The following is a 19,056-nucleotide window of genomic DNA, read 5'->3' as shown; positions in this document are numbered from 1 at the left end:
TTAAGCAAAACAGGTTGATGTTTTGTTTATCATGCTGGAGTTTTCTACATGTCGGTATGTCTGAAACCTGGGAAAATCATTATGCTTCTGGGCATGTTGGCAGCTTTTATGCTGTCTGACTTTGCACGGGCAGGGGCGGAATGGCAGACATATCCTGATTCTACAGGCGAGTTTAACGGAACCGTTCCTTTTGCCGACAGCGCCAGCGTACCCGTCTATCAGGGCAGTGTTCAGCTTAATCCTGCTGAATCTCATGATGTCGGGTTTACTGCTAAACCGAATGAATTTAGCGTTGACGATGACGCTGCTAACCTGATTGTTGCTAATCCTCAGGACAATGAAGGCGACCAGTTTTCCACACCACCTGCGCTGCGCTGGGAAAATCAAACACCCCCTACCGTCAGCCTGATGTGGGCCGATGCCGCCACGCCCGATGTGCCCCTTAACCCACAACCCATTGCTAACCGTAGCTTTTGCGCTCAGGGGCTGGCCGGACGCTCGCTGGTGGCCTGGCCGCAGATTGATGCGCAGCAAACCCTCCCACTGCTCTACCTGCTTACCTCGACCGGGTATCCCTATGCGGGGACGGTGGCGCTGGTGGACCAGAAAGTGACCCTGAACATCGCGCCCGCGCAGGGCGATTTAATCTCGGTGAGCGCCAGTGGTTATAACGAAACGATCGCGGCGGCAAAAACCACCGTTGGCGACACCATCACGCTCACCGTCACCACTAAAGATTGTCAGGGCAACGTCGCGGGTAATATTCCGTTTATTATCAAACGTAAAGATGCTGAAAATCGCCAGGGGGCGGTGAATAATAGTGCGCCGGTGATACTGGATAGCACCGAGTTAACGACGACGGATACCGAATACCATGGCACTTCTGATGCCAACGGCACGGCCACCATCACGGTGAGCCAACCGAATGGCCCTGGCGTCAAAACGCCATTGGTGGTCAGCATCTCCGGTTTTGCGCAAACCAGCGAAACCGCGGTGATTTTTACGGTACTCACCAGCCCGGACGTGGCGCAGGCTACGATGTGGGGCCATATGGCGGAGACGGTAGAAGCCCACGGTTACACCTTCAGTCGACCAAAGCTGGCGGCAGAAGTCAGCAATGAAAGCGCCACGGTCGTCGATCATAACGAAACCTGGTCCACCTTCACCTGGAGCGGCGCAGATAGCCACTGCACCGTGCTGCCCGGCATGCGCCACTTCGGCGCGCTGGCGACCGTTATCCCCACGTCGGTGCAGACAGTCCTTGGCTGGCCGATGCAGGGGGATTATTACTGGTCATCGCTGGCGGGCACCACCGGGCACCACCGGGCAGCACCATGCGGCGGATGTTTCAAACCGTGGTGAAATGCAAAAGCCGGATAGCACCCCGTTTCTTGTGAGCTGCGTGGATAAACCCGCGCCTGACGTCGAACCGAAAATCGTCCTTACGCCCGAAAACTATGATGATACGGCACAGGCGATGAAAGCGAAGGTGGGTGAAGACGCCTCGATGCGTCTGACAATCACCGACAATAAAAATAACGATCAACCGCTGGCGTATTACTACTTCTCGCTGCATCTGGATGACGGTGTTAACCGCAAAAATCAAACCGATCCTGCCTGGGAAGCCCATCCGGTGCAGATTACTGGTGGTTCGAATTTGCAACAGGTTGATGCTCACACCTATGAAGGCATGACCGATGTCAACGGTCAGGCTTCGCTAACCCTGAGCCAGCCCGACGGCGCAGGCGTGAAAACCCATATCACGGCGAAAATGCGCAGCAATTTTACGGCCACGGATGCCAAAGACGTGATTTTTACTGTGATCACCAGTCCGGACAGCGACAAGGCGCGGATGTGGGGCCATATGCGCGGCATTGTTGTATCTGGCAGTCTGTTCAAACGCCCATTACTTGCGGATGAAACTGAGCATGAACTGGGATCGGTGCGGGAAAATAACGAAGACTGGGCGCTGTTCGATCAAGACACCAGTATGCAGGCAGAATGCGGTGTGGGCCATATACCCCGGCAGAGTTCGCTGGAAGGCTTATTTACTGCCCATCCAGGCAACGCCATCGGCACGGAATATGGCTGGCCCACCGCACAACAGAGCTACTTAAGCGCGGCGGAGCAAGCCACGCATTCATCGGTGAATTTGGCGAACGGGAGCGTCGACAGCTACTCCGGCTTTAAGCGAAATTATCTCTCCTGTTCGGGCAATGAGATGGTAGCGAACGTTGAAGTCAGCACCGATCACGATATTACTCTCGGCAGCAAAGCACAGGCCAAAGTGGGAGACACCATCGTGATGACCGTGCGTACGATTAACGCGCTCAATAATACCCCCGTTCCCTTTACAGCCTTCACCATCACTAAAGGCATGGGGTATAACCGAGCGGGGCAGGTGAGCGGGTTTGATGACCCGAGCAGCGGCGCAATCACGATGAATGGCACGCAATACGGCACATCGCAGCCCTCTATGGTCTACACGGGTACGACAGATGCACAAGGTGTAGCAACGGTCGAAATAGAGCAACCCCAAGGGGTGGGGTTAAGAACCGTGCTGAGCATTACGCCGGTCAATTCCCATCTACCAAATGCCATTAATTACAATGTTATTTTTACCACCCCAACCAGCCCGGATGTTAGTGGGGCGCAGATGTGGGGCCATATGGATGAAACGATTACCGTTGATTCATTAACCTTTACCCGGCCTAAGCTGGCAGCAGAAATCACCAGTCCGGATGGCACATTAACGGAAAAAAACGAAGTCTGGGCGCGTGTTAGCCAGGCAAGTACGGCCATTACCAGTAAAGGCGGTTGCGGAGCCAATATGCTGCCGCGCCGCTCACAGCTCAATGCGCTCTATGACGCTAATAACGGCAATGCGGTGCAAACCACACACGGCTGGCCGACGCAGCGTCAGCCCTACTGGAGCAGTTCCCCCGCGGATGTAACGCCGCACTATTACACCATTGCCCTGGATAACGGCGCACAGGCTATCGGCGGCGATACGCCGGTTTACGTCAGTTGCCTGACGACGGCGAACAAACCTGCCAGCAGCATTACGTTGGATGTGGTTGATAACGCACAGTGGGCTGCCGGAAATAACGCGGCGAAGCTGAAAAAAGGCGAAACGCTACGGGTTAAGGTAACGGTAAAAGATGCGCAGGGTAATCCGCTCACGGATATGCCATTTAAACTCAGTCGCGGAGACGGTTATACCCGCACGGGCGAAAAACATATTGCCGGTAGTGGCGATGCGCTGGTGGCACCGGTGGTGATTAACAGTGGGCTGGCGGATGAAACGACGTTGAACGACACCGCGGGATTTTATACTGCCATGACCAGTAGCGACGGCAGCAAAATCCTCAATATTACACGCCCGGATACTCACGGCACCAAAACGGCGCTGACGGCGACGCTTTACTCTGATGCGACGAAAAAAGACAGCCTGGATACGATCTTTACTGTGGTCACCAGCCCGGATAGTAGCAAAGCGAAAATGTGGGGCCATATGCCGGAAACCTTAACGGCGGCAGATGGTACCGTTTTTAAACGCCCATTGCTGTTAAAGGAACTGTCAAGTCAGACCGGGCGAACATCAATATTCGAAGACAATGAAAACTGGGCGCTGTTTACCCAAACCCAGGCGAACTCAACCAGTAGCGGCTGCGGCGCTAGCTATGTTCCCACTCAGGCTGGGTTGTTGTCGTTGTTTGATAATCACGCCGGCAATACCATAAAAACCGTCCAGGGCTGGCCGGTTGTAACGCGTTATTTATCCAGCACGCCCGACAACACTGGCATGGAACAGCGTAACTACAAAGCGGTGGATCTCGGTAATGGCACCAGTGCCATGGTGTCAACGTCGACACTGGATCTACTGACCTGTCAAACCACGCCGGTCACCACGGTGACCCAGATTCTACTGGAAGCGGCAGATCCTGCGGCTCTGGTTTATGTTGACGATACACTGAGTGTAGTTAAAGCCAAAAAAGGCGAAGAGTCGGTAGTGCGCGTCACCACGAAAGATGCGCAAGGTAACCCGGTTGGCAATGCGGCGTTTATTCTGAAACGTGCCACCAGCATAAACCGGAGGTATACATCAGCGACAGCGAGTGCAGGTGCGCTGACCGTAGCCGATGCCTGGGGAAATACGCGGAGTAATTTTCAGGCAACAACTGAAATGATCTATGGCGTGACGGGGGCTGACGGGTCGACAACCTTTACGCTGAAACAGGATAACAGTACCGGGTTAAGAACCGATCTCACGGCATCACTGGATGGCGTCAGCGGCGTTCAGGCGACCCTCCCGGTGGTCTTTACCGTGGTAACCAGCCCAGATTCTCCTAAAGCGAATTTTTGGGGGCACATGCCTGAAACGGTAACGGCCTCTGATGGCATGACGTATAAGCGACCATTACTGTTTAAAGAACTTACCAATAACTATGCACGCTATAGCACTTTTGAGAATGGTGAAGATTGGGCAAGATTCAGTGTGGTTCAGTCAAATAACACCGATATGGATGGATGCGGTGCAGAGTATATGCCGACACTGGATGGCCTGCAGTCTTTGTACAGTGCCAATAGTGGTAATGCGATGGGTACAGTGCAGGGATGGCCGGTAGCAACCAGTTATCTCACCAATACACCGAGTGATACGCAATTAAGTAACCGTTATTACAATGTGGTGCAGCTGAATTCTGGCGCGGTTTCTCAAATCGTGACCACCGTGCTGGTATTACAAACCTGTCGCACAACACCTGCGGCTGTTGCCAGCCACGTGTCTCTGGAGCCTGCGGACGCCACGCAATTCGTTAAGGTTGACGATAATCTGAGCGCCATTAAAGTGAAAAAAGGCGATGAGGTTGTTATTCGCGTCACGACCAAAGATGCGCAAGGAAACCCGGTGGGTAATACGCCGTTTACACTGAAGCGCAGCAGTTCTTTCAATCGCCAGAATGTATTAGTGACGATGCAGACGGTTTCGGTGACACCCGCAGCGGCCAGTACAGTTGATACCAATGCATCGGCCACCGTGTATGGCGTGACCGGGCCAGACGGAACCACCACGATAACACTCCGACAGGATGCGTCCACCGGACTTAAAACCGACTTTTATGCCCTGTTGAATGATACCGGGGTGTCGTCGAACACCTTGCCAGTGATCTTCACCGTCGTCACCAGCCCGGATACACCGCTGGCGGCCAACTGGGGGCATATGGCGGAAACCTTTACCAGCAGCGAAGGCGTCACCTTCAAACGGCCTTTCCTCAAAGCTGAACTTTCTGGTGGTACGGCGGTTACGACTAATAATGAAGTCTGGTCGCGTCTGACAGCAACGGAGAAAATGGATGCCAGCAAGGCTGGATGTGATGAGAGTTATCAACCGCTGATGACTGACATGCAGGGGTTGTATGCGGATTACCCTAACAACCAGTTGGGCACGGTGCTCGGCTTGCCGACTTCCGCAGGGTATATGTGGGCCTACGACATGATGACGGTTTCTGGCAGCAGCTGGAGCAACCAGGCATATTCGCTCGTTAATGGTCAGATAGTTCAGGCATCGTCCAGTTATACGGCGGTAGTGATGTGCCTGGTGGAACCGCATACCGTTCCGGCGACGATAGCGATCACTTCAACAGCGCAGGATGTGGCAAAAACGGCCAGCAATGGTGGTCGACCGAGCGCCGTGGCGAAGAAAGGTGAGACGATTCCGCTGACGGTGACCGTACGTGATAGCGCCGGGAACCCGGTGCCCTACGCCGACTTTACCCTCACGCGTGAAACGACGCTGGATCGCTCGAAAGCAACCGTTAACTCAAATGCGGACGATCTTACCGTGAAGTCATTGATACCCGTGAACAGCGACGCTGGGCTGACGGCAAATGGGTCAAAAGTGCTCAGAACAACGGGCAGTGATGGCACAGCCACCTTTGAAGTGAGTCAGAATGCCACGACCGGTCTGGCGACACCGATAACCGTCACGCTGGCGCGCGATACAACCAAAACCGCCACGCTGGATGTTATCTACACGGTGATAACCAGCCCGGACTCACCGAGCGCGAAATTCTGGGGGCACATGCCGGACACCTTTACCAGTTCGGCAGGCGTCACCTTCAGACGACCGCTGCTGAAAGCCGAAGCGACTTCAGGGTCATCGATTAGCACTAACGGCAATGGTGAAGTGTGGTCGTATATGAGCAACTTTCAAAATTTAACATCGACAGATTGTCCGCTGGAGAATCAACCGCGCAGTAATGAATTGTTGGATTTGTATAATGATCATCCCAACGGTGCGATAAAGACTGACCTGGGGCTGCCGATATATGCAGGCAAGTGGTGGGCTTATGATATGGTCATGCCGGATTTATATACGTGGCAGTATCAAACTGTCAGCCTGAGCGCAGGAGATATCGCGAAGAGCTCGTCAACCAACGCGCTGATGCTTTGCCTGACGAAGCCGCATCCGGCAGGCGTCAGCGTAATGTTGACGTCATCCGCAATGGATAACGCCAGAACCCTCAGTAATGGCGGGCGACCCAGCGCGTCAGTGAAAAAAGGTAACCCACTGCCAATTGTGGTGACGGTCAAAGATCGTGATGGTAACCCGCTGGCGGGAGAGGCCGTGACGCTCAGGCGTGGTTCAGCGATGAGTCGTTCAGGAGCAGGAGTGAACACGACGGCAAATGCAATTACGTTGACAGAATTGACACCTGTGTCGGCGGAGTTTTCTCTGGCCGCACACGATACGCAATGGCAAGGTTTCACCGGCAGTGATGGTACGGCCACTTTCAATGTTGAACAGCCTGAGACCATCGGCCTGGCCATTCCATTCACCGCTATACTGGCGCGAGATGTCGCAACTACCAGCGTTCTTGATGCGATCTTTACCGTCGTCACCAGCCCGGATTCCGCAATGGCGACCTACTGGGGCCATATGCCAGATACGGTAACGGCGGAAAACGGCGTGGTCTTTGAACGGCCTAAATTGTTGAAAGAGCTGCCGTCGAGCGCTGGAGTCAGTCAGGTGACGGATAACAATGAAGTGTGGCCGTTGTTTAACGCAACGCAAAGGGTAGACGGCAACCTCAGCCCATGTGAATCGGCGCGTCGCCCATTGAGCGATGATTTATCATCGCTCTATGCGCGTTATCCGGGGAACACGCTGACGACTCAAATCGGCTGGTCTACGAAGTATGCATGGTGGGCACTGGATAACAGGCAGGGGAATGCCCTGGTTGTCAGTCTGAGTAATGGTTTGGAGTCGTCGACGGCGAGTACGGCGTATCAGGGATGTCTGGTCAATCCTCGCGCGACCGTCTCCAGCGTCACGCTGACATCGACCGCGATGGATGCCATTACTCAGGCGGCGAAGGTAAAAAAAGGTGAAGCCATGCCCATTGTCGTTACCGTAAAAGACAGCACCGGGAAGCCGGCACCGAATGTCGCGTTCACCTTAAAACGTGGTGATGCCGTGCCGCGTAACAGCGGGGCGACGTTGTATGGTAATGTTGCGGCGATGGATGATATGACGGTACAACCTGCCAGCGGGACGGTGGTAACGCTGGCTGACAGTGGGAATACGATTGATGGTGTGACAGGGGCGGACGGTACGGCAAGTTTTACTGTTCGTCAGGATAATACGCCAGGATATAAAACACCGTTGACGGTGACGCTGACGGATAACGCCACAATAACGGCGACGCTGGACACAATTTTCACCGTGCCGACCAGCCCGAATGTCGCCACGGCGTATTTCTGGGGGCATATGGCGGATACCGCCACAGTAAGTGGCAAGACGTTACATCGCCCGCTATTGAAATCAGAGTTGCCGTCAGGGGCTACAGCGGCAGTGGCGCCAACGGTGAATAATGAAATCTGGGCGCTGGCACATGTGATCGATGCTCAAAAATGGGATGTTGCAAAGCAGTGCGGTGACTTTAGTAAAGCACCGAGCTATACCGATTTACAGTCATTACATAGCAGCTTTAGCGCGCTGGGATGGCCATCATCGATAAGCTTCCCCTATTTCTCTACCGATCGGGCCGGTTCGTTCTATTGTGGCATGGATGAAGGGGCGGGGACACAAAACTGCGGTATTCAGGCATCCAGTACTGCGGGGTTTGCAACCTGCTTCCAGTAGTCTTAACGGGTCTGTAAATGGGGGCCAAGATGTAAATAAGATTCGCAATGCGTCATCAGGTTTTCTTGCGCGGCTTGCGGCTTTTCGTCACAGCACTCACTTCACTGATCACTACGCCATCGCCCAGGCGAGTGGTCAGTGTCTCACCCACTTTCACCTGCTTAACCTGTTTTAGCACCGCGCCATCAGCGGCGCTGGTAACGCTATAACCGCGTGCGAGCGTGGAGAGTGGACTCACCGCTTCGAGGTGCGTCACTGTATTACCAAAGCGTTCGCGCGTGGCGCTAAGCTGTGCGCGAAGTGTTTCAGCGAGACGATATTCCAGCTGTTGGATCCGCGTTTGCGCACGGTGAATCTTCGGCTGCGGATTTTGCTGATTCAGCCGCTGTGTTAATCGCTGCTGTTGCTGACCGGCGCGTTTAAGCTGATTCTCCAACGCAAAGCTCATCCGCTTTTGCAGACGCTCAAGGGTGGTTTGCTGACGCGCCAGCCGGAGCTGTGGATGCTGCTGCTGTAAACGGTGATGAATCTGCGTAAAACGTCGCGTGCGGTTGGCGAGGTAGTAATCCATCGCCATTTCCAGCCGTTGCTGGGCTGAATGCACCTGGCGCAGTAACTCTTGTTGATTGCGGCTCACCACTTCGGCGGCAGCTGACGGCGTTGGCGCACGTAGATCAGCAACAAAGTCGGCAATCGTCACATCGGTTTCATGCCCAACGGCGCTAACCACCGGAATGCGGCTGGCAAAAATCGCCCGTGCCACGCGTTCATCGTTAAAACTCCATAAATCTTCCAGCGAACCACCGCCACGCCCGACGATCAGTACGTCACATTCGTTGCGAAGATTCGCCAGCTCAATGGCGCGAACGATTTGCCCCGGTGCGTCATCGCCCTGAACGGCGGTCGGGTAGATGATCACCGGCAGAGACGGATCGCGGCGTTTCAACACATGCAAAATATCGTGCAGTGCAGCACCGGTCTTTGAGGTGATAACGCCCACGCAGTGCGCAGGTGACGGTAGCGGATTCTTGAATTGCTGGTCGAACAAACCTTCAGCCTGCAACTTCGCTTTAAGCTGTTCGTACTTCTGTTGCAGCAAACCTTCACCGGCGGGCTGCATACTTTCGACAATAATTTGATAATCGCCGCGAGGTTCATACAGCGTAATGTTGGCGCGAACTAATACCTGCTGCCCATGCTGTGGGCGAAAGGTCACCCGGCGATTGCTGTTGCGGAACATCGCACAGCGCACCTGGGCGTTATCGTCTTTAAGCGTAAAGTACCAGTGACCGGAAGCCGGTTGTGTGAAATTAGAGATTTCGCCACTGATCCACACCTGCCCCATCTCATGCTCAAGCAGCAGACGAACCGTTTGATTCAGGCGGCTAACGGTAAAAATTGCAGGGGATTGAGAAGGTAACATGTGAGCGAGATCAAATTCTAAATCAGCAGGTTATTCAGTCGATAGTAACCCGCCCTCCGGGGATAGCAAGCATTTTTTGCAAAAAGGGGTAGATGCAATCGGTTACGCTCTGTATAATGCCGCGGCAATATTTATTAACCACTCTGGTCGAGATATTGCCCATGCTACGTATCGCTAAAGAAGCTCTGACGTTTGACGACGTTCTCCTCGTTCCTGCACATTCTACCGTTCTGCCGAATACCGCTGACCTCAGCACCCAGCTGACGAAAACTATTCGTCTGAATATCCCTATGCTCTCCGCAGCAATGGATACCGTAACGGAAGCGCGCCTGGCTATCGCCCTGGCTCAGGAAGGCGGTATAGGCTTTATCCACAAAAACATGTCTATCGAGCGCCAGGCTGAAGAAGTTCGCCGTGTGAAAAAACACGAATCTGGCGTGGTAACCGATCCGCAGACCGTACTGCCAACCACGACGCTGCGCGAAGTGAAAGAGCTGACCGAGCGTAACGGTTTTGCAGGCTATCCGGTTGTGACCGAAGAAAACGAACTGGTCGGCATCATCACCGGTCGTGACGTGCGTTTTGTTACCGACCTGAACCAGCCGGTCAGCGTTTACATGACGCCGAAAGAGCGTCTGGTAACCGTGCGTGAAGGCGAAGCCCGTGAAGTTGTGCTGGCAAAAATGCACGAAAAACGCGTTGAAAAAGCGCTGGTGGTTGATGATGAATTCCACCTGATCGGCATGATCACTGTGAAGGACTTCCAGAAAGCGGAGCGTAAACCGAACGCCTGTAAAGACGAACAAGGCCGTCTGCGTGTAGGTGCAGCGGTTGGTGCAGGTGCGGGTAACGAAGAGCGTGTTGATGCGCTGGTTGCCGCAGGCGTTGACGTTCTGCTGATCGACTCCTCTCACGGTCACTCTGAAGGTGTTCTGCAGCGTATCCGTGAAACTCGCGCTAAATATCCTGACCTGCAAATCATCGGCGGCAACGTGGCAACAGCAGCAGGTGCCCGCGCGCTGGCAGAAGCCGGTTGCAGTGCCGTTAAAGTGGGTATCGGCCCAGGTTCTATTTGTACTACCCGCATTGTTACTGGCGTCGGTGTACCGCAGATCACTGCCGTTGCTGACGCAGTAGAAGCCCTGGAAGGCACCGGGATTCCGGTTATCGCTGACGGTGGTATTCGTTTCTCTGGCGATATCGCGAAAGCTATCGCTGCTGGTGCAAGCGCGGTGATGGTAGGCTCCATGCTGGCAGGTACGGAAGAATCCCCAGGTGAAATCGAACTCTACCAGGGCCGTTCTTACAAGTCTTACCGTGGGATGGGCTCTCTGGGCGCGATGTCCAAAGGTTCTTCTGACCGTTACTTCCAGAGCGACAACGCTGCCGACAAACTGGTGCCGGAAGGTATCGAAGGTCGCGTAGCCTATAAAGGTCGCCTGAAAGAGATCATTCACCAGCAGATGGGCGGCCTGCGCTCCTGTATGGGCCTGACCGGCTGTGGTACTATCGACGAACTGCGTACTAAAGCGGAGTTTGTACGTATCAGCGGTGCGGGCATTCAGGAAAGCCACGTTCACGACGTGACCATTACTAAAGAGTCCCCGAACTACCGTCTGGGCTCCTGATTCTCTTCGCCCGACTTCATGTCGGGCGATTTATATTATCTGTTTCACTTGCCTCGGAATAAGCGTCAATGACGGAAAACATTCATAAGCATCGCATCCTCATTCTGGACTTCGGTTCTCAGTACACCCAACTGGTTGCGCGCCGCGTGCGTGAACTGGGTGTTTACTGCGAACTGTGGGCGTGGGATGTGACAGAAGCACAAATTCGTGACTTCAATCCAAGCGGCATTATTCTTTCCGGCGGCCCGGAAAGCACCACCGAAGAAAACAGCCCGCGTGCGCCACAGTATGTCTTTGAAGCAGGCGTACCGGTATTCGGCGTTTGCTATGGTATGCAGACCATGGCAATGCAGTTGGGCGGTCATGTTGAAGCCTCTAACGAACGTGAATTTGGCTATGCGCAGGTTGAAGTCGTAAACGACAGCGCACTGGTTCGCGGTATCGAAGATGCGCTGACCGCAGACGGTAAACCACTTCTCGATGTCTGGATGAGCCACGGCGATAAAGTTACCGCTATCCCGTCCGACTTCATCACCGTAGCCAGCACCGAAAGCTGCCCGTTCGCCATCATGGCTAACGAAGAAAAACGCTTCTACGGCGTACAGTTCCACCCGGAAGTAACTCACACTCGCCAGGGTATGCGCATGCTGGAGCGTTTTGTGCGTGATATCTGCCAGTGTGAAGCCCTGTGGACGCCAGCGAAAATTATCGACGATGCCGTAGCCCGTATCCGCGAGCAGGTAGGCGACGATAAAGTGATCCTCGGCCTCTCTGGTGGCGTGGATTCCTCCGTAACCGCAATGCTGCTGCACCGCGCAATCGGCAAAAACCTGACTTGCGTATTCGTCGACAACGGCCTGCTGCGTCTTAACGAAGCAGAGCAGGTTCTGGATATGTTTGGCGATCACTTCGGTCTGAACATTGTTCACGTTCCGGCAGAAGATCGCTTCTTGTCAGCGCTGGCTGGCGAAAACGATCCTGAAGCAAAACGTAAAATCATCGGTCGCGTTTTCGTCGAAGTATTCGATGAAGAAGCGCTGAAACTGGAAGATGTGAAGTGGCTGGCGCAGGGTACTATCTACCCTGATGTTATCGAATCTGCCGCGTCTGCAACCGGTAAAGCACACGTCATCAAATCTCACCACAACGTGGGCGGCCTGCCGAAAGAGATGAAGATGGGCCTGGTTGAACCGCTGAAAGAGCTGTTCAAAGACGAAGTGCGTAAGATTGGTCTGGAGCTGGGCCTGCCGTACGACATGCTCTACCGTCACCCGTTCCCGGGACCAGGCCTCGGCGTTCGTGTTCTGGGTGAAGTGAAGAAAGAGTACTGTGATCTGCTGCGCCGTGCTGACGCCATCTTTATTGAAGAACTGCGTAAAGCGGACCTGTACGACAAAGTCAGCCAGGCGTTCACCGTCTTCCTGCCAGTACGTTCCGTTGGTGTAATGGGCGATGGCCGTAAGTATGACTGGGTTGTCTCTCTGCGTGCTGTCGAAACTATCGACTTTATGACCGCACACTGGGCGCATCTGCCGTACGATTTCCTCGGTCGCGTTTCCAACCGCATTATCAATGAAGTGAACGGTATTTCCCGCGTGGTGTATGACATCAGCGGCAAGCCGCCGGCGACTATTGAGTGGGAATGATTAACAGCTAACTCATAGCAAATCATTCCTATTCAGATGTCAACTCAACCCTCTGTTTTTGCAGAGGGTTTTTGTTTTTATGTATTCATTTCTATTCACTCTACACCATATTTTTCGGCGGTACAGGTGACGGTATTACCTTAAAGGTATACTCTCATACCGTCATGAAAATGGTTTCTATACGGGTGAATTGTGCTTACCGATACAAAATTAAAAAACCTCAAGCCGCAGGACAAACTGTACAAGGTCTCCGATCGTGACGGGCTGTATGTAGCTGTGCTTACGTCAGGCACGGTCTCGTTTCGCTATGACTACCGTATCAACGGTCGCCGCGAAACACTGGTAATCGGGCAGTATGGGCGTGACGGTATCAGCCTGGCAGAAGCGCGAGAAGAACTGATTGCTGCAAAGAAGCTGCTTAAAGCAGGCCAGTCGCCGGCTGCGGCTAAACGTGACGGTATCAAAAAGATTCGTGGTGCCGAGACGTTTGCGGTACATACCGACAGTTATATGAAACACGTCATCCTGGCTGACAGTACCCGCGCAATGAAGCAGGCGGTGATCGACCGTGACATACTTCCGGTTCTTGGCAACAAAATGATGGCTGAAATTACCACATCGATGGTTCGTGATTTGTGTGACCGGATTGTCGAACGCGGTGGTCGGGCAACAGCAGTACAGGCCAGGGAGATCATCAGCAGCGTATACCGTCACGCCAATGACCGTGGTCATGGTTTGTTTAATCCTGCGGCTGACATTAAACCTTCGTCTATCGCCATATTTAAACCACGAGAGCGAACACTGACACCAGAAGAAATTGGCCTGTTCTTCCGCACGCTGGATGCCATTGGTGCTATGGGCACTATGAAAATGGCTTTAAAGCTGGTGCTTATCACTATGGTTCGTAAAGGCGAATTCACCAATGCAACGTGGGATGAAATAGATTTTAAAAAATGGACATGGACAATTCCTTCAGACCGCATGAAGGGAAGCCGGGCGCACGTTATTTACCTGCCTAAACAGGCACAGGATATATTGGTTGGGTTGCAGATGTGCGCTGGTGGAAGTGAATATCTGGTTCCTGGTCGTTACAATTTCCGGAAGCCATTATCTAATGCCGCGCTGAACTCTCTGATCGACAGAACGGTGAAAATAATAAATGAAGATGGTGAGCATATTCAGGGCTTCACCGTACACGATATGCGCCGTACAGCCAGTACGTTGTTGCATGAGGCTGGTTATCCTTCAGACTGGATTGAAAAGGCTCTGGCACATGAGCAGAAAGGTGTGCGCGCCGTATATAACAAAGCGGAATACGCCAGACAGCGCGCCTACATGTTGCAGCAGTGGGCCGATATGATTGATTCCTGGATTAACGGGGAGCATACGGATCTGATTCCGTTCTCCCCGTCGAAGTTTGAGAAGTGGATGGCGGGGGAATAACGTTTAATAGTTCTGCTGATTTTCTTCCATCTCTGCTTCTGCTGCCAGTGATTCAATTTTGTTTTCGAATATTGCTGACAGTGTTGCAAATTCAGCATCAGTGACGGCGGGAATTGGAACAAACCTGATCCCGCTGTGTGCAAGCATGTTTGCAGTTTCAAGGCATTTTCTTAAATCTGCTGGTGATGCCCTGTTCATGCAGCACGCTCCCGCCCCTGGTTGTCTGTTGGTGACAGCGGAGAATTGCTGAATGCATTTGTTAATCCGCCAATATCCAACGCGTATCCAGGGTGTAGTTGCACTGCCGGGTCTTCGCACTGATTACCCCAAACATCGAAGCCATGAGACGACTGGCGGGCGAATAGTTCAATGCGAGAAACATCGCCTAACAATTGCACAAGTTTTTCACGAACGACATCTGGTTTTCTTGAGTGCTCAAGCCGCGGTGCGGTAAATGACTGAACGATCCCTGCATTAATGCGCGGAGGTAGTTTTCCCTTTACCGCAAACAGGCAATCTTCACTATTGGCGCGAGTCATGTGTCCCATACCCATAACAAGTTTATCTGGTTGTCGACTACCACATTTTATCCACGTGAAGCCCTTCATCGTCATCAGACGGAATCCCCAGGCTTCAACAACTTTTAGTGCTTCGAGTGGTTGTGTTGGCACCCACCACATGGCCAACAGACAGTTTTCATCGGCCAAATCCCACACAGGAAGGCGGCAGATATCCAGCACACTCATAACCGGATATTTAAAACCGGCACCGCGATTACCATCTGCGGCTTTGTCCCGGTATACCCAGGGTGGATCTGCATAGATTAGTGTGTATTTCTTAGTCATAAACCACCCCACAACATCCTATGCCGCTATAGTCGCCACGGCGAAGGCCGTTACCTTTTGTGATACATTGGTCCCTGCGAACCGCGATCCTTGCACGTTCAACATCACCAGAAGCAACATCCATACACTGAAGCCAAAGGTGGGCGGCAATGCGGAACTGCCCTTTTTTCTCTCTTTCAATCGCGCGTTTTTCGATCTCTATCGCCGCAGGAGTAACGGCGACAATCTTTGACGGACTGCGCATTGAAACCTTGTTCATGTGATATTTTTCAAGTCGGCTTAACTTTCTCACTTAATCCAACCCTCTCTGAAAATTAATGCCAGCAGATAAAGCCATGCTGAAACAGAGGCCAGGAATAAGTACCATCCTGACCATTTGCTCCAGTGCCTTAGCAGCGCACTCATGCAGCGTTGCTCACGGGACGATATACACGTTGCTGAACAGGAGGTTTTTTACCCTGGAACTCTGCCGGGCTTGCTGCCTGACGTTCATCAAGCCAACGCTCAACTTCGTCACGGTTCCATGCGCAGCGTTTGTCAGTGATATACCAGCGTTTAGGAAATTCCCCTGCGCGCTCCATACGGTCGATAGTGCTCCATGACAGTGGCACCACCGCCAGGAGTTCCTTCTTACCTAATGCACCTTTCATAAATACCTCTCTTGGTTGCAGTGCGGCGCGTGTGGCGCCGCGGTGGTGGTTACATAGATGTTTCGTTTAATTCTTCCCGACGAACGCTGTAAACGTCGGTGGCTTTTGCCAGCAGTTCGTCATCATCTGAAAGTTTTTGTGCAATGTATTTGTAAGCCTTATCCAGTTCGGAGACAGTGCTGTAATTCATCGCTGCGCTGGTAAAGGCCATCAGCATTTCTTCTGGATCACGGCTATCCGCTTTACGAGTTTGCTCATCAGGCTTTTTCACTGGTTTAGCGTTGATCAGACTGTTCATTCCCGCAGCAGTAGTTGTTTGCGGAGTAATGTCTCGCTCAACGCGCGGTGCCGTTTCCTGTAATTCGTCAGGGGTGTAAACACCGAGAAGCACATCAGGAGCGTGCAGGCGAGCCCATCGTTTCGTGCAAAGATAGGCAAGCTGCTGGCGCGGATCCTGTTCCCACAATGGAGAGTTACGCACTCCGGCTTGCGCCATACTGATGGTAAGCTCACGGGGTTCTGCTTCTCCTTTAAGAACTGCTGACACAGTTACCGTCAGATTCGGTGATTTATCTGTTTTGCCGTTAACATTCGACCAGTCACCGCTCCAGCGATAATTCAGGCGTGTCGCTAGCAGGCTGGAAGAGGATACGACCGCGTTTACCAACTGTGCTTCGTAGCCTAACGTTCCGTTTACCACATGCGTTTTCTGCGCCACGGCGAAAGGGTTCATTCCCCACTGTGCCGCCTGCATGGTCACCGCCAGACAATCGGCAGTTTTGCCTTCAAGATGTTTCGGTACAGTCGCTTTGCTTTGTGACATCAACTCCGCGAAACGCACCAGTTGATTCATGCCCTCCGGGCTGAAGATTGCCGCAGCAGTACCTACAGTTGCGCCTGGTTGTGATGTGATTGCGATATCATTGCTCATACGTACATATCCTGTTTACGTGCCCAGTCAGGGCGTTTAATAATTTCCACGCCGCCCCATTCATCATTGATGCGGCATTCGTGATAGGTATTCAGATCCCGGCGGAACAGAGCGTGCCCGGCATCGACATCCGGCGCATCCAGCTCGAACACGCGTACCGGATACCGACCACAATCAATGCTTTCGCTCACGGCAAGAAAGAAAAAACCATGCGACTGACCAGTAACCCTCATTGCGCCTTCGCGGTACATTGCGTCCTGCACGTGGTAGCGGAATTCCTCGATGTGGCGTGCAAAACGATCCATATCTGCAACCTTTTTCACGTCGACGATCACGTTGTGCTCGTTCAGCCATTTGTCTGGACGAATGCGGCACAACTCACCAGTCTCTTCATCATTCCAGTACATTGATGCTTCGCAGTAACCAGGTGCTTCCAGCATCCAGCGTGCCGCCGGGTGAGCCATTGCGCTATCACGCATCAGCTCCAGTTTCCGCCACTGCTCGGCATCAAGTACCGTAATCCCCATATCCGCTACATCACGAAGAAATGCTTCTTCGTCAGCTTTACCTTGTTTCGTCCGACGATCGAACTTCGGTGAAACAATGAAGCGTTTGTCGAATTCTCCAGGCTCCAGAAGCAGAGAGTGCAATGCGGTTCCCATATCCAGTGCAGACTTTTTCTCTTCGTCTTCTGGTGCTGCCTGAACCCATTTAAGAAGCGCCGGATTCTTGGCAACCATGTCCAGTTGCGACTTACTCACGCCGTCACCGGCGTGGTAGTCTTCGTTGCTGATGTCGAAATAAATTCCCGGTTTCATGCCGCTTCCCTCTGCCCATCAATCCGATCCGCCAGATCCCAGCGGGCGATAATTGCCATTGCCTCGCGACGGTAGGCATCCATAAGTTCTTCGAACTCAGGGCTGTCTTTAGCTGCCTCCAGCACTTCCTGGCGAACGCCTTTGCCTGTTACACCGTCAAAAGTTGAGGCCAGTTGATGAAGCCGGATGCTATCAATCAGTTCAACTTGTCGGTCATATAGCTGTTCTGACAGGCGGTAGTCCTTGTCGAATGCCAGCATGATTTTTTGAAGATTTTTCTGCTGATTAACGTTCATACCCACCTCAATATTTGATATACGCGTCCTGCACTTTGCCGCCAGCGATAGCCAACATTGCTTTCTGCGCGAATTCTTCGGGAATGCCTTGGGCTATCAGATCTGCGATTACTCTGCTGTTAACGGTACGGCGATGCTCTTTATCTGCAGCTCGGCGCGATTCTTCGTCGGCGATACGCTTCTGTTCGTCAAGGCGGGCTTTTTCTGCCGCCTCTTGGCGTCGGCGTTCCTCGGCAACGGCTTCTTCTTTTTCGCGTCGTGCACGCTGCTCTGCTTCAATTCGCTGACGTTCTGCTACTTCAGCACGTGCTTTTTCTTCCGCCGCCAGGCGTTCCGCAGCCTCAATTTCAGCTTTCGCTTTTTGTTCAGCTTCGAGCCTGGCCTGTTCAGCAGCTTCCCGGCGGATATTCTCTTCTCGCTCAATGCGCGCTTTTTCCTCCGCTTCTTTGCGAAGTCGCTCCAGCTCAGCGGCTTCATGCTCGCGTTTTTGAGCTACTGCGAGTGATTCTTCCAGTTTCTGGATGGTTGAATCCTTGGCTACTCCAGCTTCTGCTGCGTACTCCTGCCAACTTTCATCAAGTGCTACTGATTTAGCCTCTTGAATTCGTTCCTGAATATCAGATGATGGCAAGTAGTTTCCGGAGAGATCGATCACGTCAGCTAGTGCTCGCAAATTTGTCAGGCGTTGTTGCAGTGCTTCAGTGCGTAATTTCTCCGCATTTTCCCACTCGGTGAGTGGGCGGCGTACTTCATCACGAAGCCGATCGCATTCGGTTACGAAGCGTCGTAACTCTGCTTCAACTACTTTCGGCTGTTCTTTCAGGCGTTTCAGATAATCACGTCCTGGTTTTTCTACCGCTGTTTTACTTCTTGAAACCTTCGCAGCCAGAGATGCAATGCGCTTTCTGCCTTTGTCTGTGCTAATGTCAGGCACTTCATTAACACCTTCACGGATCTGCTCGAGAAACTTTTCCAGCCCTTTTTCAACGTAAATTCTTGGTGCCATGTCTGGTGTGATTTCGATGATTGATAATTCACTCATTTGCTAACCTCCTCCCATATCTCGTTATCGTTGGCCACATCGCGAGCTTCTTTGCTGACGAAAGCCCACTTAATGCCTTCCTGTAAGGTGCGGAACTTCCAGCTCATGAATCCGCATGCAGTAACGCAGTACCAACCGTTGATGATTTTCCACTGCATAACTTGTTACCTCGGTCTGTTACCGTTGAG

The 19,056-nt window shown here is 52.8% G+C and carries 13 protein-coding genes and 1 pseudogene; 4 read left to right on the top strand and 10 right to left on the bottom strand.

What is annotated here, in order from left to right:
* Positions 1-48: 48 nt before the first annotated feature.
* A pseudogene (locus tag QUE74_RS16495) lies at positions 49-8,146 on the top strand (adhesion domain-containing protein).
* A gap of 55 nt (positions 8,147-8,201) precedes the next feature.
* Here QUE74_RS16495 and xseA read toward each other — a convergent pair.
* Entirely contained in the window at positions 8,202-9,569 is a 1,368-nt protein-coding gene (gene xseA, locus QUE74_RS16490) for an exodeoxyribonuclease VII large subunit (protein WP_000937867.1), read from the bottom strand.
* A 161-nt stretch (positions 9,570-9,730) separates the two neighbouring features.
* Between xseA and guaB the strand changes: the two genes are divergently transcribed.
* The 3 genes from guaB (at position 9,731) to QUE74_RS16475 (ending at position 14,286) form a co-directional block, all read left to right on the top strand.
* Positions 9,731-11,197: an IMP dehydrogenase gene (gene guaB / locus QUE74_RS16485; RefSeq protein WP_001299507.1), complete on the top strand. Its 1,467-nt coding sequence runs from the start codon at positions 9,731-9,733 to the stop codon at positions 11,195-11,197.
* A 68-nt stretch (positions 11,198-11,265) separates the two neighbouring features.
* Complete coding sequence (gene guaA, locus QUE74_RS16480) at positions 11,266-12,843, top strand: glutamine-hydrolyzing GMP synthase (protein WP_000138270.1); 1,578 nt, start codon at positions 11,266-11,268, stop codon at positions 12,841-12,843.
* Between the two features lie 192 nt (positions 12,844-13,035).
* Positions 13,036-14,286, top strand: coding sequence for a tyrosine-type recombinase/integrase (locus QUE74_RS16475; RefSeq protein WP_000954559.1), 1,251 nt, complete (start codon positions 13,036-13,038; stop codon positions 14,284-14,286).
* 3 nt (positions 14,287-14,289) lie between these two features.
* On the opposite strand, the gene QUE74_RS16470 is transcribed toward QUE74_RS16475, so the two are convergent.
* The 9 genes from QUE74_RS16470 to QUE74_RS16430 form a co-directional block, all read right to left on the bottom strand.
* Positions 14,290-14,484 (bottom strand): DUF1382 family protein, encoded by a 195-nt coding sequence (locus tag QUE74_RS16470; RefSeq protein ID WP_001077943.1) that lies wholly within the window; start codon positions 14,482-14,484, stop codon positions 14,290-14,292.
* Complete coding sequence (locus tag QUE74_RS16465) at positions 14,481-15,131, bottom strand: MT-A70 family methyltransferase (protein WP_024238907.1); 651 nt, start codon at positions 15,129-15,131, stop codon at positions 14,481-14,483. The genes QUE74_RS16470 and QUE74_RS16465 overlap by 4 nt, the downstream gene beginning before the upstream one ends.
* Positions 15,124-15,375, bottom strand: a complete 252-nt coding sequence (locus QUE74_RS16460) for a PerC family transcriptional regulator (RefSeq protein ID WP_001335975.1) — start codon at positions 15,373-15,375, stop codon at positions 15,124-15,126. Before QUE74_RS16460 ends, QUE74_RS16465 begins: the two co-directional genes overlap by 8 nt.
* A gap of 157 nt (positions 15,376-15,532) precedes the next feature.
* Positions 15,533-15,781 (bottom strand): helix-turn-helix transcriptional regulator, encoded by a 249-nt coding sequence (locus tag QUE74_RS16455; protein WP_000675390.1) that lies wholly within the window; start codon positions 15,779-15,781, stop codon positions 15,533-15,535.
* 49 nt (positions 15,782-15,830) lie between these two features.
* Positions 15,831-16,712 carry a RecT family recombinase gene (locus tag QUE74_RS16450; RefSeq protein WP_000063825.1) on the bottom strand — a complete coding sequence of 294 codons (882 nt, stop codon included), beginning with the start codon at positions 16,710-16,712 and terminating at the stop codon, positions 15,831-15,833.
* A complete protein-coding gene (locus QUE74_RS16445; protein WP_000802271.1) occupies positions 16,709-17,530 on the bottom strand; it encodes a PD-(D/E)XK nuclease-like domain-containing protein in 822 nt (273 codons plus the stop codon). The genes QUE74_RS16450 and QUE74_RS16445 overlap by 4 nt, the downstream gene beginning before the upstream one ends.
* The gene (locus QUE74_RS16440) at positions 17,527-17,826 is read right to left on the bottom strand and encodes a hypothetical protein (RefSeq protein WP_001102247.1); all 300 of its coding nucleotides are present in this window, start codon (positions 17,824-17,826) and stop codon (positions 17,527-17,529) included. The genes QUE74_RS16445 and QUE74_RS16440 overlap by 4 nt, the downstream gene beginning before the upstream one ends.
* Before the next feature lie 7 nt (positions 17,827-17,833).
* Positions 17,834-18,868 (bottom strand): coiled-coil domain-containing protein, encoded by a 1,035-nt coding sequence (locus QUE74_RS16435; RefSeq protein ID WP_001292931.1) that lies wholly within the window; start codon positions 18,866-18,868, stop codon positions 17,834-17,836.
* Complete coding sequence (locus QUE74_RS16430) at positions 18,865-19,026, bottom strand: hypothetical protein (protein ID WP_001198619.1); 162 nt, start codon at positions 19,024-19,026, stop codon at positions 18,865-18,867. Before QUE74_RS16430 ends, QUE74_RS16435 begins: the two co-directional genes overlap by 4 nt.
* Positions 19,027-19,056 lie beyond the last annotated feature (30 nt).

The sequence above is a fragment of the Escherichia sp. 10290 genome (genome assembly GCF_030295155.1).
GTDB classification, from domain to species: domain Bacteria; phylum Pseudomonadota; class Gammaproteobacteria; order Enterobacterales; family Enterobacteriaceae; genus Escherichia; species Escherichia coli_F.
The sequence above is the reverse complement of the archived record's forward strand: the minus strand, read 5'-3'. Positions and strand labels throughout refer to the sequence as shown.